The organism is Plantactinospora sp. CNZ320, assembly GCF_002846275.1.
Genome location: NZ_PJMP01000001.1, coordinates 3,538,983 through 3,558,143, shown reverse-complemented (window position 1 = coordinate 3,558,143; position 19,161 = coordinate 3,538,983). Strand labels below are relative to the sequence as shown.

General features: G+C 69.9%; 28 protein-coding genes. 12 read left to right on the top strand and 16 right to left on the bottom strand.

Features of this window, described 5'->3' with window-relative positions; genetic code table 11:
* The first annotated feature begins 47 nt into the window (after window positions 1–47).
* The 6 genes from CLT71_RS15615 to CLT71_RS15590 all read left to right on the top strand — a co-directional run bounded on the left by CLT71_RS15615 (window position 48) and on the right by CLT71_RS15590 (window position 4,050).
* A complete protein-coding gene (locus CLT71_RS15615; RefSeq protein WP_101371479.1) occupies window positions 48–407 on the top strand; it encodes a DUF6158 family protein in 360 nt (119 codons plus the stop codon).
* Window positions 408–427: 20 nt separating this feature from the next.
* A complete protein-coding gene (locus CLT71_RS15610) occupies window positions 428–742 on the top strand; it encodes an SRPBCC family protein (RefSeq protein WP_199187913.1) in 315 nt (104 codons plus the stop codon).
* A gap of 88 nt (window positions 743–830) precedes the next feature.
* Entirely contained in the window at window positions 831–1,349 is a 519-nt protein-coding gene (locus tag CLT71_RS15605) for a DUF1360 domain-containing protein (protein WP_101367755.1), read from the top strand.
* Between the two features lie 114 nt (window positions 1,350–1,463).
* Window positions 1,464–2,750 (top strand): RNA polymerase sigma factor, encoded by a 1,287-nt coding sequence (locus tag CLT71_RS15600; protein ID WP_101367754.1) that lies wholly within the window; start codon window positions 1,464–1,466, stop codon window positions 2,748–2,750.
* A gap of 169 nt (window positions 2,751–2,919) precedes the next feature.
* Window positions 2,920–3,624 (top strand): DUF998 domain-containing protein, encoded by a 705-nt coding sequence (locus CLT71_RS15595; RefSeq protein ID WP_101367753.1) that lies wholly within the window; start codon window positions 2,920–2,922, stop codon window positions 3,622–3,624.
* Window positions 3,625–3,675: 51 nt separating this feature from the next.
* Window positions 3,676–4,050: a YciI family protein gene (locus CLT71_RS15590; RefSeq protein ID WP_101367752.1), complete on the top strand. Its 375-nt coding sequence runs from the start codon at window positions 3,676–3,678 to the stop codon at window positions 4,048–4,050.
* Between the two features lie 91 nt (window positions 4,051–4,141).
* On the opposite strand, the gene CLT71_RS15585 is transcribed toward CLT71_RS15590, so the two are convergent.
* The 12 genes from CLT71_RS15585 to CLT71_RS37020 form a co-directional block, all read right to left on the bottom strand.
* A complete protein-coding gene (locus tag CLT71_RS15585) occupies window positions 4,142–4,336 on the bottom strand; it encodes a hypothetical protein (protein WP_101367751.1) in 195 nt (64 codons plus the stop codon).
* A 37-nt stretch (window positions 4,337–4,373) separates the two neighbouring features.
* Window positions 4,374–4,613 (bottom strand): hypothetical protein, encoded by a 240-nt coding sequence (locus tag CLT71_RS15580; protein WP_101367750.1) that lies wholly within the window; start codon window positions 4,611–4,613, stop codon window positions 4,374–4,376.
* 337 nt (window positions 4,614–4,950) lie between these two features.
* On the bottom strand, window positions 4,951–7,395 hold the full coding sequence (locus CLT71_RS15575) for a penicillin-binding protein (RefSeq protein WP_101367749.1): 2,445 nt from the start codon (window positions 7,393–7,395) through the stop codon (window positions 4,951–4,953).
* Window positions 7,396–7,634: 239 nt separating this feature from the next.
* On the bottom strand, window positions 7,635–8,729 hold the full coding sequence (locus CLT71_RS15570) for a 3-deoxy-7-phosphoheptulonate synthase (RefSeq protein ID WP_101367748.1): 1,095 nt from the start codon (window positions 8,727–8,729) through the stop codon (window positions 7,635–7,637).
* 250 nt (window positions 8,730–8,979) lie between these two features.
* Complete coding sequence (locus CLT71_RS15565; protein WP_101367747.1) at window positions 8,980–9,453, bottom strand: TspO/MBR family protein; 474 nt, start codon at window positions 9,451–9,453, stop codon at window positions 8,980–8,982.
* 228 nt (window positions 9,454–9,681) lie between these two features.
* Window positions 9,682–10,164, bottom strand: coding sequence for a hypothetical protein (locus CLT71_RS15560; protein WP_101367746.1), 483 nt, complete (start codon window positions 10,162–10,164; stop codon window positions 9,682–9,684).
* A complete protein-coding gene (locus CLT71_RS15555; protein ID WP_101367745.1) occupies window positions 10,145–10,516 on the bottom strand; it encodes a transposase in 372 nt (123 codons plus the stop codon). The genes CLT71_RS15560 and CLT71_RS15555 overlap by 20 nt, the downstream gene beginning before the upstream one ends.
* A 157-nt stretch (window positions 10,517–10,673) precedes the next feature.
* Window positions 10,674–10,874 carry a DUF397 domain-containing protein gene (locus CLT71_RS15550; RefSeq protein ID WP_101367744.1) on the bottom strand — a complete coding sequence of 67 codons (201 nt, stop codon included), beginning with the start codon at window positions 10,872–10,874 and terminating at the stop codon, window positions 10,674–10,676.
* Between the two features lie 71 nt (window positions 10,875–10,945).
* On the bottom strand, window positions 10,946–11,146 hold the full coding sequence (locus tag CLT71_RS15545; RefSeq protein WP_101367743.1) for a DUF397 domain-containing protein: 201 nt from the start codon (window positions 11,144–11,146) through the stop codon (window positions 10,946–10,948).
* Between the two features lie 71 nt (window positions 11,147–11,217).
* Window positions 11,218–11,418, bottom strand: coding sequence for a DUF397 domain-containing protein (locus tag CLT71_RS15540; RefSeq protein WP_101367742.1), 201 nt, complete (start codon window positions 11,416–11,418; stop codon window positions 11,218–11,220).
* Window positions 11,411–12,280, bottom strand: a complete 870-nt coding sequence (locus CLT71_RS15535; RefSeq protein WP_101367741.1) for a Scr1 family TA system antitoxin-like transcriptional regulator — start codon at window positions 12,278–12,280, stop codon at window positions 11,411–11,413. The genes CLT71_RS15540 and CLT71_RS15535 overlap by 8 nt, the downstream gene beginning before the upstream one ends.
* Before the next feature lie 355 nt (window positions 12,281–12,635).
* Window positions 12,636–12,791 carry a hypothetical protein gene (locus tag CLT71_RS37020; protein WP_158242243.1) on the bottom strand — a complete coding sequence of 52 codons (156 nt, stop codon included), beginning with the start codon at window positions 12,789–12,791 and terminating at the stop codon, window positions 12,636–12,638.
* A gap of 54 nt (window positions 12,792–12,845) precedes the next feature.
* Here CLT71_RS37020 and CLT71_RS15530 point away from each other — a divergent pair, with 54 nt between their 5' ends.
* A complete protein-coding gene (locus CLT71_RS15530) occupies window positions 12,846–13,094 on the top strand; it encodes a M14 family metallopeptidase (RefSeq protein ID WP_101367740.1) in 249 nt (82 codons plus the stop codon).
* Between the two features lie 39 nt (window positions 13,095–13,133).
* Here CLT71_RS15530 and CLT71_RS15525 read toward each other — a convergent pair whose 3' ends face one another.
* Window positions 13,134–13,709 carry a TetR/AcrR family transcriptional regulator gene (locus CLT71_RS15525; RefSeq protein ID WP_101367739.1) on the bottom strand — a complete coding sequence of 192 codons (576 nt, stop codon included), beginning with the start codon at window positions 13,707–13,709 and terminating at the stop codon, window positions 13,134–13,136.
* A 99-nt stretch (window positions 13,710–13,808) separates the two neighbouring features.
* Here CLT71_RS15525 and CLT71_RS15520 point away from each other — a divergent pair, with 99 nt between their 5' ends.
* Complete coding sequence (locus CLT71_RS15520; RefSeq protein ID WP_101367738.1) at window positions 13,809–14,186, top strand: DUF4267 domain-containing protein; 378 nt, start codon at window positions 13,809–13,811, stop codon at window positions 14,184–14,186.
* 44 nt (window positions 14,187–14,230) lie between these two features.
* Window positions 14,231–14,698 (top strand): SAM-dependent methyltransferase, encoded by a 468-nt coding sequence (locus CLT71_RS15515; protein ID WP_101367737.1) that lies wholly within the window; start codon window positions 14,231–14,233, stop codon window positions 14,696–14,698.
* Here CLT71_RS15515 and CLT71_RS15510 read toward each other — a convergent pair.
* Window positions 14,688–15,368, bottom strand: a complete 681-nt coding sequence (locus CLT71_RS15510) for an alpha/beta hydrolase (RefSeq protein WP_101367736.1) — start codon at window positions 15,366–15,368, stop codon at window positions 14,688–14,690. The genes CLT71_RS15515 and CLT71_RS15510 overlap by 11 nt on opposite strands.
* Window positions 15,369–15,414: 46 nt before the next feature.
* Here CLT71_RS15510 and CLT71_RS15505 point away from each other — a divergent pair, with 46 nt between their 5' ends.
* Complete coding sequence (locus CLT71_RS15505; RefSeq protein ID WP_199187608.1) at window positions 15,415–16,065, top strand: transcriptional regulator; 651 nt, start codon at window positions 15,415–15,417, stop codon at window positions 16,063–16,065.
* A gap of 58 nt (window positions 16,066–16,123) precedes the next feature.
* On the top strand, window positions 16,124–16,675 hold the full coding sequence (locus CLT71_RS15500) for a hypothetical protein (protein ID WP_143743486.1): 552 nt from the start codon (window positions 16,124–16,126) through the stop codon (window positions 16,673–16,675).
* Between the two features lie 24 nt (window positions 16,676–16,699).
* On the opposite strand, the gene CLT71_RS15495 is transcribed toward CLT71_RS15500, so the two are convergent.
* A complete protein-coding gene (locus CLT71_RS15495; RefSeq protein ID WP_486483279.1) occupies window positions 16,700–17,662 on the bottom strand; it encodes a cyclase family protein in 963 nt (320 codons plus the stop codon).
* Window positions 17,663–17,864: 202 nt separating this feature from the next.
* On the opposite strand from CLT71_RS15495, the gene CLT71_RS15490 reads away from it, so the two are divergent.
* The gene (locus CLT71_RS15490) at window positions 17,865–18,611 is read left to right on the top strand and encodes an aminoglycoside phosphotransferase family protein (RefSeq protein WP_199187607.1); all 747 of its coding nucleotides are present in this window, start codon (window positions 17,865–17,867) and stop codon (window positions 18,609–18,611) included.
* Between the two features lie 24 nt (window positions 18,612–18,635).
* Here the strand turns inward: CLT71_RS15490 and CLT71_RS15485 are convergent, their stop codons facing one another.
* Window positions 18,636–19,154 (bottom strand): hypothetical protein, encoded by a 519-nt coding sequence (locus CLT71_RS15485; RefSeq protein WP_101367734.1) that lies wholly within the window; start codon window positions 19,152–19,154, stop codon window positions 18,636–18,638.
* Between the last annotated feature and the right edge of the window lie 7 nt (window positions 19,155–19,161).

Below are 19,161 nucleotides of genomic sequence, written 5' to 3'. Positions count from 1 at the left end.
TTGGGCAACCGTCTAGTCGTCCACCCAAACGAGTTATGGGGGCGACGATGTCCGAATCAGTACGCCATGACGAGTTCTTCCCGGCCGACGCCGGGCCGATCGACGGCAGCCCGGAGCAGCGCATCGGCCAGTGGGACGGTGACCCGGTCCGGCGCGGCGGCACCGCGAGCGACTTCGTGGGTGCCGAGGAGGAGAACCTCGGCGTCGACCCGGTCGAGTTGAGCGACGAGGACCTGTTCCGGGAGATGCACAGCCTGCACCGGACCAGACTCGACACGCTCCGGCACGCGGCCGACACCGCGCTCGGTCACCACCTGCGGCGTACCGCCGAACTGGAGACCGAATACCTGACCCGGCACCCGGGCCGGGAGGTCGACCCGAGTCGCCTGCGGGACGGCGGGTGGTGACGGGCCACGCCGAGCGGGGCATGTCCGCCCCGCCGGAGGTGGTGTTCAACACCGCCACCGACCCGGACCGGGTGGGCGCCTGGCTGCCCGCCCCACTGCGCGGGGACGGCGTGCCGGGACCGGAACTCTCCACCGCCGACCTGTGGGCCCGGTGGCGCAGCGGCGACTCCCCGGACTGGTCGGCCCGGTTGCAGGTCCGCGCGGTCGACGCCGGGGGAGCGACGGTACGACTGGAACTGGAGGGCGAGCCCTCTGAGCAGCGGCTGCACGAGATCGCGGACGAGTCGCTGGCCGGCCTCGCCCGGGAGGTCGACGACAACCTCACCCCCGGGTGAGCGTGCCCGGCACAACGGCGGGTACGGCCGCGCCCCCCAGCGGACGGCGGGCGGCAGCAGTAGGTAGGCGGACGCGGAACGAGGCGGGATGAACGTACGGGACAGGGTGGCGCGACTGCGGCAGGCGTACGCGCCCGACGAGCACCGGCCGCTCGGCGGCTACCTGGCGACGATGGGGACGTACGCCGGGGTGGCGCTGGCGCTGGGCATCGCGGCGAAGACGACCGGGCGACGGGTACCGGAACGGCCGAGCGTCTCCGACGTCGTACTGCTGTCGGTGGCCACCCACAAGCTCAGCCGGCTGCTCTCCAAGGACGCCGTGACCAGCCCGCTGCGGGCGCCGTTCACCCGTTACGACCGGCCGATCGGCAGCGGTGAGGTGATGGAGCAGGTACGCGACGAGGGCAGCTCCACCAGGCACGCCGTCGGCGAACTGCTCAGTTGCCCGTTCTGCCTGGCCGTCTGGGTCTCCACCGGGCTGACCGGCGGCCTGGTGTTGGCGCCCCGGCTGACCCGGCTGGTGGCGACGGCCTTCACCGCGGTGGCCGCCTCCGACTTCCTCCAGATGGGTTACGCGGTCGCGCAGCGCGCCGCCTCCCGCCCGTAGCCGCTCCCCGAAGCTGTGAGCGTCGCTGTACCCGTCCTGGGCTGCGGGTACGGCCCAATCGTGGCCGGGCGGCCGGTTGCCAGTCGCGGGGGCCTGCTGGTCTGATCGGGGATCATGGGCGTCAGCGAGGTGCATCGCACGGTCGAGGCGGTGTGGCGGATCGAGGCGGCGCGGCTGGTCGCCGGCCTGTTCGGGATGGTCCGGGACGTGGGCTGGGCCGAGGAGTTGGCCCAGGACGCGCTGGTCGCCGCCCTCGAACAGTGGCCCCGCGACGGAATTCCGGACAACCCAGGCGCCTGGCTGATGGCGATCGGCAAGCGGCGGGCGATCGACGGGCTGCGGCACCGGACGATGGCGGAACGCAAGCTCGCCACCTTCGGACGAGAGCTGACCGTCGGCGGCGAACTGGTCGAGGACGACCACGCCGCCGTCGAGGACGCTGTCGACGGGCAGATCGAGGACGACCTGCTGCGGCTGGTCTTCACCGCGTGCCACCCGGTGCTCCCGGCACAGGCGCGGGCGGCGCTCACCCTGCGGATGCTCGGCGGCCTGACCACAGGCGAGATCGCCAGGGCGTTCCTCGTCCCGGAGTCGACAGTCGCCCAGCGGATCGTACGGGCGAAGCGGACCCTGGCCGAGGCGAAGGTACCGTTCGAGACGCCGGGGCCGGACGAGCGGACCGAACGACTCGGCTCGGTGCTGGAGGTCATCTACCTGATCTTCAACGAGGGTTATCTGGCGACCGCCGGTGACGACTGGCTCCGCCCGGCGCTCTGCGAGGAGGCGCTCCGGCTCGGTCGGGTCCTCTGTTCCCTGATGCCGGACCAGCCCGAGGTCTTCGGGCTGACCGCGCTGATGGAGATCCAGATCTCCCGCAACGCGGCCCGGGTCGGCCCGGCGGGCGAGCCCGTGCTCCTCTTCGACCAGGATCGGAGCCGGTGGAATCAGAACTCCATCCGGCGGGGTCTGACCGCGCTGGACCGGGCCCGGGAACTTGGCGGGCCGGCCGGGCCGTACACCGTGCAGGCGGAGATCGCGGCCTGCCACGCCCGGGCCCGTACGCCCGAGGTGACGGACTGGCCCCGGATCGTGGAGCTCTACGCGGAGTTGGCCCGGCTGGTGCCCTCACCGGTGGTCGAGCTGAACCGTGCGGTGGCGGTCTCCTTCGCGGTGGGTCCGGCGGCGGGACTGGAACTGGCCCGGTCCCTTGCCGACGAGCCGGCCCTGGCCGGATATCACCTGCTGCCCAGCGTCATCGGTGACCTGCTGGTCAGGTTGGGCCGGTTGGCGGAGGCACGGGTCGAGTTCGAGCGTGCCGCCGAGCTGACCGACAACGAACGCGAGCAGCGGCTCCTGCGCGCCCGCGCCGCCGCCTGCCGTCCCCAGCCGACGCCCTCCTGAGCCCGCCGCCACGGCCTCCTGAGGCCGGCGCCGGCGTCGCCCGTACCGGGCCGGAATTTTCTTTCCAAGATTTTTTCGCCGCGATGTCGATCCGGGTTCCGGTCGCTCGACGCGTCAGCAAAAGGGCCGGACAGGGAGTACGGACGGCAGGCGGACGAGGAGAGAAGCGATGACGAACGCGACGACGGAGGCGACAGCGGCGGTGGCCGGCGCGACCGAGGCCAGGGCGATCCGGGTACCCGCCGAGGCGGGGACGACCCGGCGACTGCTGGCTGCCGGGGCGGTGGCGGCCCCGCTGTTCCTCGGCCTGGTCGGGATCCAACTGCTCACCCGGGAGGGCTTCGACCTGAGCCGGCAGCCGCTGAGCCTGCTGTCGCTCGGCGACTGGGGCTGGGTCCAGATCGCCAACTTCGTCCTCACCGGGCTGTTGGTGCTGACCGGCGCGGTCGGGTTGCGGCGGGCGTTGCGGGGCCGGCGCGGCGGGACCTGGGGCGTCTCGATGATCGCCCTGGCCGGGGTCGGGCTGATCCTCGCCGGGGTGATGGTCGCCGACCCCAGCATGGGCTGGCCGGCCGGCGCTCCGGAGGGCCCGGCCGAGACCATGAGCTGGCACGCGGTCGCGCACGGGATCGGCGCCATGCTGACCTTCGGCTCGCTCAGCGTGGCTGCGGTGATCTTCGCCCTCCGGTTCCTGCGGCTGCGGCAGCGGGGCTGGGCCGTACTGAGCGTCCTTCCCCTGCTCGCCCTCGTCGTGGTGGGCACCTGGCAGGACCAGGAGTCGGTGAGCGTCCCGATGGCCATCGGCTCGGTGGCGATCTTCGGGTGGCTGTCGGCCCTGCTGATCAGGGTGCGGGCCGAAACCGGAGGCAACTGAGCCCAGGCGCGACCCAGACCGAACAAACCAAGTGGAGAGGACAGTAAACCAATGCGGTACATGCTGATGCACAAGATCGACGAGCGGATTCCCGGCGCCTACCAGCCGAGCCCGGAGTTCCTGCAGCGGATGGGGGGCTTCGTCCAGGAAGCGGCGCAGTCCGGGGTGTTGCTGACGGCCGAGGGGCTGCGGCCGACCAGCGAGGGTGCCTCGCGGATCACCGTCTCGGGGGGCAAGAAGACGGTCACCGACGGGCCGTTCACCGAGACCAAGGAACTGATCGCCGGCTTCGCCCTGCTTGAGGTGCGCTCGCACGAGGAGGCCGTCGAGTGGGGCCGCCGCTTCGTCGCCCTCTTCGACGGGATCATCGACGACATCGAGGTCGACATCCGCCGAGTCTCCGAGATGTCGGACGTTCCTGGCTGATCCGCTCGAACGTGCCGCCGACGGCGGAAAGGTCACGCTACCTGCCAGGTAGCGTGACCTTTCCGTTTGATCAACCGGTTCCGGTACCCGTTCAGCGTTGCATCCCCGACCAGCCGCGCGGCGACTCGGGCTCCCGCTCGGTGTCGCTGTCGGTGATGATCTCCTCGTCCACCGCCGTCTTGTCGTGCTCGTTGGTGAAGTCCGGGTCGTACTGCGGATCCGTCTCTCCGGGCGGCTGGCCGAGCGGAGCCAGCCGGGCCTGCTGCGGCCGGTCGTCTTCGGTCATCGCTCTCTCCTCGCCGCTCTTTCCTCCGCCGTCCGGGTCAGCCGGCCGTACCGCCGAGCAGGTCGGCGACCTCGTCGACCGCGTACTCGCCCTCGGGGAGCGCGTTGATCCGGGTCAGCAGCTCGGCGGAGACGTCCGCGGCGACCGCCCGTCGCTGGATCTCCGCCTGGGTGAGCCGCTCCTGACCGGAGTAGAGGTCGTCGAGCAGGGCGTCGAGTTCCGGATCTGTCGACACGTCAGGGGCCGGTTGGTCGGTCACGGCCGGTTGGTCGGTCACGGAGATCAGCTACCCGGTGCCGGATCGGCCAAACCCGTACCGCTCCGGGGCCGCCGTCTGGTTTTCACAGTCGGTGACCTGCGTCACGGCGAAGACCGGAACACCGGGCCCGGATCCGAGGTTGACTAGGACTGTCGGTGTGTCCAGTGTCCCCGGGCCTCACCCTATTGCCTTCGCGGAATACCGTCCGGCTGGAGCCGCGTCGTGCCACTCGCCGAGAGGCGACCTGCACACCGACACCGCGCCGCCCATGGCTTCCCGCCATGGGCGGCGTACCCGTCTGTGCCGCGTACCCGTCTGTGCCGCGTACCGTCTGTGCCGCGTACTCGTCTGCGCGTCAGCCGCGTCGGCCGGGTCGGTCGCCGGCCGTACCCCCGGGGCCGCCCTCGGTCGTCGGGGGCCGACCGCCGCCCGGACCGTCCGTCGACGACGGCTGGCCGTTGCTGACCCGCAGCATCACCACGCCGCCGGAGACGGTCCGGCCGTCCGGATCGGTGCCGGCGACCGAACCGGCCGGGCAGTTCGAGGCCACCCGGTTCGGATCGACCTCGACCTTGAAGCCCGCGTTGCGCAGCACAGTGGTGGCGTCGTCGACCGAGCGGCAGCTGACCGAGGGCACCGAGCGCTGGTCCCCGTAGACCAGTTTCTCGCCAGGCTTGGCGAAGTTCTTCTTCGGCTTCCCCTTCATCGCGTCGGCGAGCGTCTCGTAGACGGCCGGGTTGACGATGTCGTGGTCCATGTCGGCGGTGGTCTCCGGCCAGTCAGGGTTCGCCATGATCCCGGCGACCGAGAGCGAGGTGGTCATGGCGACCAGCGAGGCCGTCCGGTCGTTGTCCGTGGTGCCGGTCTTCCCGGCCACCGGGTGACCCACCACCCGACGCGCGTCCGCCTCGGTCGAGCCACGGCACTTGCCGTACGCGGACTGGTCGCCGACCGGGCACCGGGCCGCGTCGACGGCCGCCCGGGCCACCTCCGGGTCGACTGCCTTCTCGCAGTGCGGCTTGGCGATGTCCAGCGCCTTACCGGAGTGGTCCTTGACCTCCTGCACCGGGATCGGCGCGCAGTGCTTGCCGTCGGCGGCCAGCGTGGCGTACGCGTTGGCGAGGTCCAGCGGGGTGGTCGCCGAGACACCGAGGGTGAACGAGCCCCAGCCGTCGGCCTGGACCGGGTCCTTGGCCATCGCCGCCTCGCCCGGCTGCCGGAACCGGATGCCGAGCCGCTGCGCCGCGTCCACGACCTTCGCCGCCCCGACCCGCTCCTCAAGCGGTACGAAATAGGTGTTCACGGACCGGCCGAACGCGCTCCACATGTCGTGCATGCCGGCCATGTCCGTGTTGTCGTTCACCGGGCACCACCGCTCGGTGCCGGGGCAGGCCGAAGGGGTGCCGGCCTTCGCCGTGTACTTCGACGGGTAGCGCTGCGGGGCGTTGTAGTTGAGGCTGAGCGGGTAGCCCTGCTCCAGCGCGGCCACCATGGTGAACATCTTGAACGTCGAACCGGCCTGGTATCCGGCGACGTCACCGCCACCGGTCAGCAGCGGGTTCGTGGTACGCGGATAGGTCGCCCGCATCCCCGCGTCCGCCTGCTTCGGGTTGCTGGAGATCGGGTTCTTCGGCTTCGCCGGGTTGTCCAGCCCGAAGGTCCGGTTGGTGGCCAGCGCGCGTACCCGACCGGTGCCCGGCTCCACGGCCGCCACCATCAGGGCGTCCTTCCGGCCGGTGGGCAGGTACTGCTGCACGTTCTTGTACGCCGCCTTCTGCACCGCCGGGTCCAGGGTGGTGACGACCCGGTACCCGCCGCCCTTGAGTCGCCGCTCCCGGTCGTAGGTGGTGGTGCCGAACGCCTCCTGATCCATCCACCAGCGGTAGAAGAAGTCGCAGAAGAAGCCCCAGTCGTTGTGTACCGAGCTGGTGCAGCCGTTGGCCGGCTGCTGCCCCTTGACCGTCAGCGGGGTGGCCAGCGCCGCCGCCTTCTCCTCCTCGGTGATCGCGCCGGTCTCCTGCATCTGCCTGATCACCCAGTTGCGGCGGTCCAGCGTGCGGCCGTGGCCCGGCCCCTTGGTGTCCAGCGCGTCGTAGTAGCTCGGTGACTTGACCAGCCCGGCGATCATCGCCGCCTCCGGCACGGTCAGGTTCTTCGGCTCCTTGCCGAAATAGAACCGGCTCGCCGCGGCCACCCCGTACGTCCCGTGGCCGAACGGCGCCATGTTGAGGTAGCGCTCCAGGATCTGGTCCTTGGTCAGCTTGTTCTCCAGCGCCACCGCCAGGCGCATCTCGCGCAGCTTGCGGGCGTTGGTGTCCTCGCTCGCCGCCACCACGTCGTTCGGGTCGGTCGCCCCGTAGGTGATCGACATCCGGACGAGCTGCATGGTCAGCGTCGAGGCGCCCTGCCGGGAGTTGCCGGTGAAGTTCGAGACCAGGGCCCGCATGAAGCCCTTCACGTCGATCCCGTTGTGCTTGTAGAACGAGTGGTCCTCGGCGGCGATCATCGCGTTCCGCATCGCCGGGGAGATCTCGGCCAGCGGGGCGTCCTGGCGGTTCTCGTCGTAGAACGTCGCCATCAGCGTCTTGTTGTCGGCGGCGAAGACCTGGGTAACCTCCGGCACCTGCGGCACGGTCAGCTCGGTGGGCAGGTCCTGGAACGAGTCGGCGCCGGCCTTCGCCGCCAGGCCGGACATGGCCACCGCCGGGAACGCCGCACCGGCGATCACCACCCCGGCGAGCAGGGCACAGGTGAAGAGCGTGGCGGCCTTGACCAGGCTGCGTTTGCGGAGCTTCGGCATGATCGCATGAACCTCTGGGTCTGGCGGGCAGGTCGCGGGCGGGCGGCCGGCGCGAGCACAACCGTACGCGCGCCTTTCGCCCTATTGATCCAGACGCCGCACCGAACCGCCCGGTTGCGTCGAGGTGGATCTCCCAACTGACTGCTACGTCACACCCCGCCAGCCGGCCAGGCCGGCACCGCGGCATCCCGGCGGGTGGCCGGCGGCCCGATCGGCCGCCGCCACCAGCCCGGGACCGCTCAGTTGACGGTGGTACCCGTCGGTGCCGCCACCCGCCGGGCCCGGACCGCTGCCGCCAGGTCCGCCAGCACATCCTCGGTCTCCGGCCAGCCGAGACAGGCGTCGGTGATCGACTGCCCGTACTCGAGCGGCCGGGTCGGGTCCAGGTCCTGCCGGCCAGGTACCAGGAACGACTCCAGCATCACCCCGACGATGCCGCGCTGGCCCTCGGCCATCTGCCGGGCCACCTCGGCGGCGACCACCGGCTGCCGGCGGTGGTCCTTGCCGCTGTTGTCGTGGCTCGCGTCGATCACCAGCCGCTCGGGCAGCCCGGCCGCCCGGAGCAGGGCCAGCGACTCGGCCACCGACTCGGCGTCGTAGTTCGGCTCGCCACGGCCGCCGCGCAGCACCAGGTGGCAGTCCGCGTTACCCCGGGTGTGCATGATCGCCGGAGCCCCGGAGACGTCGATGCCGGGGAAGACGTGCGGCACCCCGGCGGCCCGGATCGCGTCGACCGCCGTACCTACGCTGCCGTCCGGGCGGTTCTTCATCCCGATCGGCATGGAGAGGCCGGAGGAGAGTTGGCGGTGCACCTGGCTCTCGACCGTACGTGCCCCGATGGCGCCCCAGGCCACCGTGTCGGCGATGTACTGCGGGGTGATCGGGTCCAGGAACTCGCAGCCGACCGGCAGCCCCAGCCGGAGTACGTCCAGCAGCAGCGCACGGGCGGCCCGCAGCCCGGCGTTCACGTCGCCGGAACCGTCCAGCCCCGGATCGTTGATCAGGCCCTTCCAGCCGACGGTGGAGCGGGGCTTCTCGAAGTAGACCCGCATCACCACCAGCAGGTCCTCGGCGTGCTCGGCCGCCGCCACCCGCAGCCGTCGGGCGTAGTCCAGGGCCGCCGCCGGATCGTGCACCGAGCACGGGCCGACGACGACCAGCAGCCGATCGTCCTGGCGGTCGAGCACCTGGGCGACCGATCGTCGGCCGTCCAGCACGGCGTCGGCCAACGCCTGGTCCAGGGGCAGTTCGTGGTGCAGCAGCGCCGGGGTGGTCAGCGGCACGATCCGGTCGATGCGCTGGTCGCTGACCCGACCCATTCCGGTGGTGGTCATCGTCGAGGCTCCCTCTCTGCCGACCGCCACCCCGGGGCCGGCGCCCGGGAGCCGAGCCGGCTCATCACATGGAAAAAGCAGGGACGATGTCCCTGCTTCAGCCGGCTCTGCTGGATCTTGGTGACGTCAGGTCATGGCTGAGTCACCGGCTCCTGAGCCGGCTGACTAAACCATCGATACGAACGCGTCACGCAGGGAACCATACCCGATGCCAGGCCCGACCGGACCCTGCCGCCCACCTGCTGGTACGTCAGCGGCCCGGGTTGCGGGCGGCGATGGTGGCGTTCAGCGCGGTGGCGAAGCCGGTCCAGGCCAGGTAGGGCAGCAGCGCAGCCCCGGCCACCCGGTCCGCCCGCCAGGCGCGGTGCAACAGGGCGGCGTTGGCCGCGTTCAGCAGGACCAGCTCGGCCAGGGCGAGGCGTGGCCGGCGGGCCCGGAAGAAGAGCGCGTTCCAGCCGGCGTTCAGGGCCAGATTGATCGCGTACGTCCGCCGGAACCTGCTGCGCTGCGTGGCGCTGGTGCTGGCGTCGAGGGCACGGGCGGCGGCGATCGCGATCGAGGCGTAGAGCGGGGTCCAGACGGCAGGGAACGCCGCCGGAGGCGGTTGCCAGGCCGGCTTGTCCAGCGACCGGTACCAGGCAGAATCGGGGTCGGTGGCGAGCGAGCCGGCGGCGGCGGTCAGCGCGGTGGCCAGTCCGGTCTTGGCGAGTGTCGAGCCGTTCATCCCGGTCTGGTACCCGATCGGGAGCCGGTCATCCCTCAAGGGCGAGGCCCGGCATGTCGTAGCGGGACGGGGGCGAGTTTGCCGGCTCCGTTGCCCGGCCGGCTCCGTTGCCCGGCCGGCTCCGTCGACGGAGCGGGACGGACCTGGCGTCGCCTGTCCCGCTGCCCGGCCTCCTGGGGAACCCCTGTGGTCGAGACTGTAGAGCTGTCCCGTTTGTGCCCACGAGCCTCAGCCGACCGGCTCGTCGTCTAGCAGGTCAGCCGCCTGGTCCAGGGTGGCCGCGAGGTCGTCTGGTGGGATTGTGGCGACGAAGACCTTGCCCACGTCTTCGGGGAAGGGATGGTCGGCTCGCCGGAACGCGAAGACGATCACCAGGTCATCGTCGAGGTATGCGTAGCGCGACACGTTGTCGCCGATCTCGCTCCACTGCATGAACCAGTACCGCTCGCGGAATTCTGTCTCGTCGGCCTCAAGCCGACGAAAGATCTCCTCCGGTGACCGTTCCGGGAAGGGGCAGGGTCGAATCTCGCGCTGCCGTATCTGTGCGGAGGCAGTGCGCATGTAGTGATGGAAGGACGGTACGTAGGCCACGTTGTCATGGACCGTCAGTATTTTGCCCGCCGCCCACAGATCGACGACGCGAAGGTTGGGAGACAGGGGCTCGCCGACCTCGACGGCGAAAGTGCTCCGATTACCGAATCGTCGTGTCATCAGCCCGGCAGGCTAGCAGCCGACCGGCGGTGCGGCCTCCGACAGCGTGGAGCGGCCTGCGCAGTACTGCCCGCATCCGCTCGGTGAGGTTGTCACCCTCCCACTGACCGAAGTACCAGTACACCGTCTGGCAGGGCGGGAAGCCAACCGGCGACTGCCGCCACGAGTAGCCGGTCCGCGCCACGTAGGGGGATCGCGACGGCGATGCTTTTCCGGTCGCCCGCCCGGTCTTCGTCGGCAGCAGCAGCGGCTCGATCAGCGCCCACTGGGCATTGGTCAGGTCCGAGGGTGGCAACGCGCATGCGGCACCCGGCCACAATGGACGAGCAGTTGGCCGGTGCAACCGTGACACATGAAAGCATCACGAGAGCTTCTCAAGCCGGCCCCTCGATGCGCCTCGGATCGGCTCCGAACCGCGCCTGGGGGGCCGGGAGCACAAGCGGGGCAGCTCGACAGTCTCCGCCGCAGACACATTGCGCTCGGGTCGCACCGTCCAACGCCGGCCCATCTCAACGGGTCGGGGTCTGCTTGGCGAAGTCGACGAAGGCTTGCCAGGGTGCGGGGGCGAAGGTCAGGGTGCCACCTTCGCGGTCCTTGGTGTCCCGGACGAGTACGACGCCGGACAGGTTGTCGGCGACTTCGACGCACTGCCCGCCGGCCCCGTTGCTCCGGCTGGACTTGTGCCACTTCGCGCTGGACTGGTCAGTCATCGCGCATCTCCTTGCCGATCATTCTTCCTGCCGGTGTGGCCCGAGGTGGGCCGGACGAGTACGCCGGCGGGTCAGCCGGTCGGGGTCTGCTTGGCGAAGTCGACGAAGGCTCGCCAGGGTGCGGGGGCGAAGGTCAGGGTGCCACCTTCGCGGTCCTTGGTGTCCCGGACGAGTACGACGCCGGTGAGGTTGTCGGCGACCTCCACGCACTCGCCGCCCGAGCCGTTGCTCCGGCTGGACTTGTGCCACTTCGCGCTGGACTGGTCAGTCATCGCGCATCTCCTTGCCGATCATTCTTCCTGCCGGTGTGGCCCGAGGTGGGCCGGGCGAGTACGCCGGCGGGTCAGCCGGTCGGGGTCTGCTTGGCGAAGTCGACGAAGGCTCGCCAGGGTGCGGGGGCGAAGGTCAGGGTGCCACCCTGGCGGTCCTTGGTGTCCCGGACGAGTACGACGCCGGAAAGGTTGTCGGCGACCTCCACGCAGGCACCGCCCGAGCCGTTGCTCCGGCTGGACTTGTGCCACTTCGCGCTGGACTGGTCAGTCATCGCGCATCTCCTTGCCGATCATGGCCATCAGGTCGGCCGACTCGGACGGATCGAGGGCAACCGCTTCGAGCGCCATCCATGCCTTAGCGTACGCCGCAACCTCCGCCGGCTTGTCGAGGTAGAGAGCGCCGGTCAGCAGCTCGCTGTAGACGGTGGTGGGCTCGGGAGTCCTGATCCCGAGCGGGGGAAACTCCAGGATGATGAACTGGCCGCCGGTCAGCGCGAAGCTCGGCGCGGCGGCCCTCGGGACGACCCGGACGCTCGCCACCCCGTTGGTCGCCTGGTCGTGCAGGTGGGCAAGCTGGCGCGCCATGCCCTGGGCCTCCCTGCGCAGCACCCCCTCGTCCACGATGACCTCCAGGCGCGGAGGATCCGGTTTCTTCCGCGTCAAGATCTTCTGGCGCTCCATTCGGATTTCGACCAGCCGGCCGACCTCACGGGGCGGGATGTCCGGATGCGACCGCAGCAGATGTTCGGCGTACTCCCTCGTCTGGAGCAGGCCGGGTATTGCGGCGGGTTCCCAGTGTCGGAGGCGTGAGGCTGCCGCCTCCAGGCCGACGTACAGCTCGAACCAGGCGGGCAGGGTGTCGCCGTAGGCGTGCCACCACCCCTTGGCCTTGCTCTCGGCGGCGAGCTTCTTCAGCACCTCCGTCATCTCGCCGGAGGTGCCGTAGAGCCGGCACATCGCCTCGACGTCCCGGGCCTTGACTGCCGCCTGGCCACCCTCGACCCGGTACATCGTGGAACGCGACCATTCGAGATCGGCCCCGGCGGCCTCCAGGGAGAGCCCGGCCTGTTCGCGAGCCTGCCGCAGGATTCGGCCGAGTTGCCTGCGCGGTATGGACGATCCCGCATCCGTCATCGCCGGACCTCCTGTCTCAGATTGAAGCAATAAGTCGATCGATCCTGGGACTGTTTCCGGTGGATTGTGAAGAAGGGGCGACTGGCGAGGGATGCATCAGCTTAGACCGTTGCATGGTTGTTGTGGGGGCACCGAGAGTGGCAGCAGCAGGACCGCTCGGTGACCGTCAAGCGCCCGGGTGGAACTCGCACCGGGAGCCGGTCTCAGCTCTCTCCCCACTGAGATCGGCTCCCACCAACCACCCGAGGAGGTATGTGATGAGGAGGGTCCACCAACTGCTGATCGATTTCCTGGTCGGCTCGGCGGCGCGGCATCGGCGGGACTGGCGCCGCCTCTGGCGGTACTGCCGATGCGGTTACCGCTGGCGGTGTCCGGACTCGATCGAGCCGACCCCGATGCCGTACGCGCCGAAGGTGCCGCCGCTCGCGCGGACCCGGACCCGGAACACCCGCGATCCACTGTGGAACTCGCCGTCCGGACGCCACCAGACAGGCCGGGTTGGCGCGCTCACCCCCGGGCAGCCCGCGCGGGCGCGAGGAGCCGAGAGAGCCCGATCGGGGCGGCGATGATCGGTCGCGAGGAGCGTTGGCGACGGCACGTGCCGGCGCATCCGTCCTACCGGTGCCGGTTCTGCGGCGCCGACTGGCCGTGCCAGGACGCGCGGCTCGCGCTGCTGGCCGGGTTTCGGGGTGATCGGGTGGGCCTGCTGGTGTACCTCGGCAGCCACCTCGCCCGCGCGCTGCAAGAGTTGCCTGAGGTGCACCCCGCGCTGCTCGCTGGTCGTTTCCTGCACTGGGTACCCCGCCGTCGCTGACCGACCGCCCCCATCACCCGATGCCCGCCCCGAGTTGGTTCACCTGGTGCTCGCGATCTGGGTGACGAGGAAGTCGATCCGTTCCTCCTGGCCGGCGCGGGGGATGCGGCCGCTGTCGGACAGCACGGCGATGCCGTGCAGGGCGCTCCAGACGACTTCGGCGAAGAGTTCGCGTCGCTTGTTGTCCGGCGGGAAGCAGTCGACGAACTCGTCGAAACAGGCCCGCAGCGGAACCGGCGTCTCGGCGCTGGCGAACTTCAGATCCGTGGGAAGGATGAACATGGCCTGGTAGAGGGCTGGCCGCTCACTCGCGAACTCCAGGTAGGCGCCGCAGACGGCCCGCAGGGCCTGGCCGGGCTCGGGAGTTGCCTCCCGGGCGCGGCGCAGATGCCCGGCGAGTTCGCCGAATCCGTCCAGGGCGACGGCGCTGACGATGGCGTCCTTGCCGTTGAAGTGGCTGTACAGCACCGGCTGGCTGTACTCCACCCGTTCAGCCAGCCGTCGTGTCGTCACCGCCTCCCAGCCTTCGGCCTCGGCGAGTTCACGTGCGGCCGTGATGATCATCTGGTGCCGGTGGGCACGTTCCCGCTCGCGGCGCTCGCTGATGGCGGACATGACCAGATCCTAGCAGCGCTAGACATGCTTTCGCTGATAGCTTATCGTCGCTACAGAATCTAGCGCCGCTAGGTTCTCGTAGTAGCCCAGGGGGACACCATGCTCGTCATCGTCGCCGAAGTGCTCGCCGGGCTGATCGGCGCAGGCATCATCCTGATCGGTGCGCGGGCGTTCAGGGCGCCGCAGGCCGCGGCGGGTTTCGGCATCCCGGGTACGCCGACCGAGGATCCGACCTTCCGGGCCTGGTTGTCGGTCAAGGCGGTGCGGGACATCGCCTCGGGGCTCTTCATCTTCATCCTGCTGGCGGGAGCGACACCACACCTGTTGGGTTGGTTCATGCTGGCCGCAGCCGTCATACCCGTCGGCGACGCACTGATCGTGTTGCGCAGCAACGGGCCCAAGGCGACCGCGTACGGCGTACACGGGGCCACCGCCATGGTGATGCTGGTGATCAGCGTGCTCCTGCTCGTCGGGTGACCGGTCACCGCGCCGCAGTACTACGGATCCTCCGGAAGGGAATCATGCCAAGCTTCGAGATCATCCCCATCGGTACCGTCCGGAACGACAGGACGGACGTTCAGGACACGGACAACTGGGGTGCCGTACGCAGCACGATCGTCATCGACGAGCGCTTCGGTGACAGGTGCCTCCAGGGTCTGGAGGACTTCTCCCACGTGGAGGTCCTCTTCGTCTTCGACCAGTTTCCCGAGCACGGCGATCACCGCGAGCCCCGGCCCAATCGCGGGCGGTCCGACCTCCCGCCGGTCGGCGTGTTCGCCGGCCGGGGACCCCGCAGGCCGAACCGCATCGGATCGACCTACTGCGCCATCGAATCCGTCCACGGCCGCGAACTGACGGTGCTGGGGCTCGACGCGATCTCGGGTACCCCGGTTGTCGACCTGAAGCCGGCGATGGCGGAGTTCCTACCGGCGAACGTCAAGCAGCCGGAATGGGTCAGCCGCCTGATGTCGGAGTACTTCAAGCAGTAGGGCGTTCCAACGCGGCGGCCAGTGCCTCGGGCTGGCTGAGTGCCACCAGGTGGCCGCCGGGCAGGGTCTCGGGCGTGAGGCCAAGGCGCTGCTGGGCTGTCCGGATCTGGAAGTCGACCGGGAACAGTCGGTCCTCGCGGCTGCTCAGCACCTCGGTTGGTACGTCCGGCCACGCGTCCAGCGGCCAGGGCTGCCCGAACGGCGTACCGGACTGTGGTGGCTCGCCCGCCATGGCCTCCTTGGTGATCTCCTCCGGTACGTCGTGGAAGAAGTACACCAGCGGATCGAACGGCCCGTCGGGGGAACGGCCCTCGCGTAGGTCGCACTCTCGGCGGGCCTGGTCCTGGCCGGTGTTGGTCCACCAATCCTGGGCGGTCTCACCGGGCGCCGGAATCATCGCGTTGACAAGTACCAGTCGGGAGACCGGCAAGCGGGCACAGACCAGCGGCGCGGTCAGACCGCCCATCGACTGAGCCACCAACACCAGGTCTTCCCGTTGACCTGCCGCGCCCACCACCGTGTCCGCGTACTCCTGGAGTCCCGCACTGTCGTCTCCGGCCGGCAACTCGACGGCGATCGCTTCGTGGCCGCGCTGCTGGAGCAGGGGAACGAGCCGGTGCCAGTACCAGGCCGCGCCACCGGCGCCGGGGATGAGAATGTAGGTTGTCACGGTGCGAATTTAGCACTGCCAAGTGTGATAGCGATACGATGAGTCGGTGGCGAGGGCATATGACGACCCCTGCGGTCTGGCTCGGGCGCTCAACCTGGTCGGCGACCGCTGGGCGTTGCTGGTCGTCCGGGAGTTGCTGCTCGGGCCGAAGCGCTTCACCGACCTGCGGCGCGGCCTGCCCGGCGCCAGCCAGAGCATGCTCACCTCCCGACTCGTCGAGCTGGAGGAGGCGCAGGTGATCCATCGGCGACGTCTCGGTCCGCCGACGAGCGCGTGGGTCTACGAGCTGACCGAACGGGGACGCGACCTCGAACCCGCGCTGCTGCAACTGGCCAGGTGGGGCAGCCGGAGCCCGCTGACATCGTCAGCAGAGCTGAGCGTCGACGCGCTGGCCATGGCGATGAAGACCACGTTCGACCCGGCCACGGCAGGCGACCTCGCCGTGCGGTGCCGGCTAAGTCTCGACGGCGACACGCTGTTCCTCACCGTCGACAATGGACGGTTCGACGTGGCGCGCGCCAGCGGTGCCGATCCCGATCTGGTGATCGAAACCAGCGTCACTGTGTTCCGCTCACTCATCTTCGGCGGCGCGTCACCGCATGCCGCCGAGGTCACCATCCGAGGTGACGGCGAGGTCGCCGCCCGCCTGCTCCGGCTCTTTCACCGCCCCGCGCCGTTCGCCGGATCCGAGCGCTGACGAACTCCCAGCTCACAGGCTTTCTGCCGCCTTTCGAAGGGCTCGTATCATGTGCGCCATGATCGAAACCGCTGTGCCGAGGACGCGTAACCGGTCCGGCACGGTCGCGCTCGTGCTTGCGTCAGTGAGTCTGCTCCTGTCGCTTATCGCGTGCGGTGTCGTGGGGCTCTCCGTCGGCGGTGTCGTGGGGTCCTCCAACAGCGGTAGGGACATCGACCTGCTCCCGGTGCAGTCCAGCCCGGAGGTCGCCACCGCGGCCCAGGTGGAGGCGGTCGCGCACGTGACCCTGCCGCCCGGCACCGTGCTACTCGGCGCCGCGTACAGCAACGGCCTGGAAACCCGGCTCGCGGCGAAGTTCCGGATGCCACGTACCGAACTCGACGCCTTCGTCGCCGCGGCGAAGTTCAGCACGGCGCTGGTACCAGGGCTGCGGGCGGTCGACGCCAAGCACAACGTCGGTGGCGGCAACCTGTGGGACCCCGAAACCGCCAAGACCGTCTCCGGCCTCGACGAGGAGCAACCCACCGCGGACGGCACCTACCGAGCCCTCCTGGTCAACCTCGACGCGCCAGACGCCGTCACCGTGTACCTGTACGCCAGCCGCAACTGACCGCGACCGAACTCCTGCGGGGGTTCAGAACGTGGCGATCGGGTTGACCGGGCTGCCGGAGGTACCGGCGAAGCGGATCGGCGCCACCGTCAGATGGAAGTCCCACTGGCCGAGTTCGGCAGCCGTTGCCGCGCACATCTCCAGATCGCAGTTGTCGAGCAGCCACAGACCCATCGCGACGAGGCTGACGGCGTGCACCGGCATCAACAGGTCCTCGTACCCCGATGGCTGAACGTCCTGCGGTGTGTCGGCGCCGATCAGCGCGACCTGCCGTTCGTGCAGCCAGGGCAGGCAGGACGCGTGCCAGCCGGCCTGGGTGAAACCGCCGGCCTCGCCGGCCTCGTGCCGGGCGCGGCCGTAGCCGGTCCGCAGGAGTACCGCGTCGCCGGATCGCACCCGCACGCCCTGGCGGCGCTCCGCATCCTCCAGATCCTCGGGAAACACACCCTGCCCCGGCTCCAACCACGGCACATCGCGGACCCTCGCGATGTCCAGCAGGACACCGCGCGTGATGATCCCGTTCGCCGCCGCCGTGACCGCCCCCCACGCCGATCCCGTTGTGACGTCGACAGCCGAGTGCGACCGCCCGTTGTACATCTGGCCGTCCCAGAAGATGTGGCACGGTGAGTCGACGTGGGTGATGGTGTTGCCGTGGAACGTGATGCCGAGCCGCTCGGACGAGAAGCCCCAGCGCCGGTCGGCGTGGAAGGCCGCGGGCATGTTCTCGGCGCCCGGCATGTCGGCGGCGCACGGGCACGTCGTCGTCGACCGCTCCATGTCCTTCGGTACGGCGACCTCCCACCCGCACGACACGCTCCTGCCGTGGCGTACCGCCCGCGCCGCCGCCAGCCGTACGTCCTCGGTGATGTGGTTCAGCGTTCCGAGTTCGTCGTCGTCGCCCCACCGGCCCCAGTTGGACAACGTCCGAAAATATCCAAGCACGTCATCCTGGCTCGGCGTCGGCCGTCCCGCTGTCATCTCCAGCATCGACTCCTCCGGTCACGCGGTTCGAGGCACCGTAGGTTTCGGGGTACCGCACTGTTCGAGGCAACGCCGGTAAGGTATCCCGCCCTTTCCTGACCTGGCCGGCTGACGCACCGACCTTCGGGCTGGGGCATCTGGTGCGCCGTGCGGCGCCCGCGATTCGTACCCGATAAATCGGAACGGCGGCGATGATCATTTCGCGATAATGGCCGACGTGGAAGAGGTCGAGGTCGTCGTCGCCCATGACGAGCGGGTGACCCTGCGCGTCGGCGACATGTTCCTCAAGATCGACTCTGACCAGTCGCGCATCGACGTAGAGGTCGAGGCGATGGCTCTGGCGCCGGTACCGACTCCGCAGGTCCTGTGGCGTCAGCCGCCCGTGCTCGCGCTGGCCGCCGTTCCGGGCACGGCACTGGGCATCCTCGGTGAGCCGTCGCCCGCCTCGTCGGCGGCGTGGGTCGCGGCGGGTGCAGCCGTGCGGACGCTGCACGACGCGCCCCTGCCGCCATGGCCCGGTCGGCGCCTCGACGAACTCGCATCGCGGCTCGACGGCGAATGCGAATGGCTGGTCAGGAGTGGTGTCCTTCCCGCCGACGTGGTCACCCGCAACCGCCAGGTTGCCGAGGCTGCGCTGCGGCCCTGGCAACCGGTGTTCGTGCACGGCGACCTGCAACTCACCCACGTGTTCGTCGACGGCGACACGATCACCGGTGTGATCGACTGGTCCGAGGCGGCCCGGGGTGACGCCCTGTACGACATCGCCGTCCTGACCCTCGGGCACGAGGAGCACCTTGATGATGTGGTCGCCGGCTACGGCACCGATGTCGACCTTGACGTGATCCGTGGGTGGTGGTCGTGGCGAAGCCTGGTGGCGGCCCGCTGGCTGGTCGAGCACGGCTTCGACCCGTCAATGCCCGGCTGCGAGTTCGACGTGTTGCGAGCCCGGATGTGAGACTCTGACCGTCACCGTAGGGGCTCAACCGCGCGCCTGGACTCCGGGTGCCGTCGGTGCCGGCCTGCGGCGAACCCGCCACCACACCCCGACGAGGATCGGTGGCAGCACGATCGCGGCGCCGGCGAAGGCGAGTGCCCGGACGCGCCGTTGCTGGATCTCCGCACGTAGTTCCTCGTACCCGGCCCGCTCTTCGATGACGTCGCCACGGGACCGTACGCATTCGTCGCCGGGCCCGATCAGGACATCGTGGTCGGCCGGGTTGGCCTCGAAGCAGGCGATCCTGGTCGGCTTCAACTCCCAGTTGACCCGGTCCCAGTCGACGTCGAACCACGACCGTGACACGCAGACGTCGCCTGAGCATGAGGTCTGCACCGGCAGTTCCCAGCCGGAACGCAGGATGAGAGCGCCGACGAACAGGCCCAACAGGACAGAGCCGAGGGAGACGACCGCGCGCATGTCGGGTTGGACCGCCAGCGGTCGTGTCTGGTTCCACCAGAGCGCCAGCTGCGCCGTACCCGGCTGGTCGAGCGCCGTGCGCATGGGACGG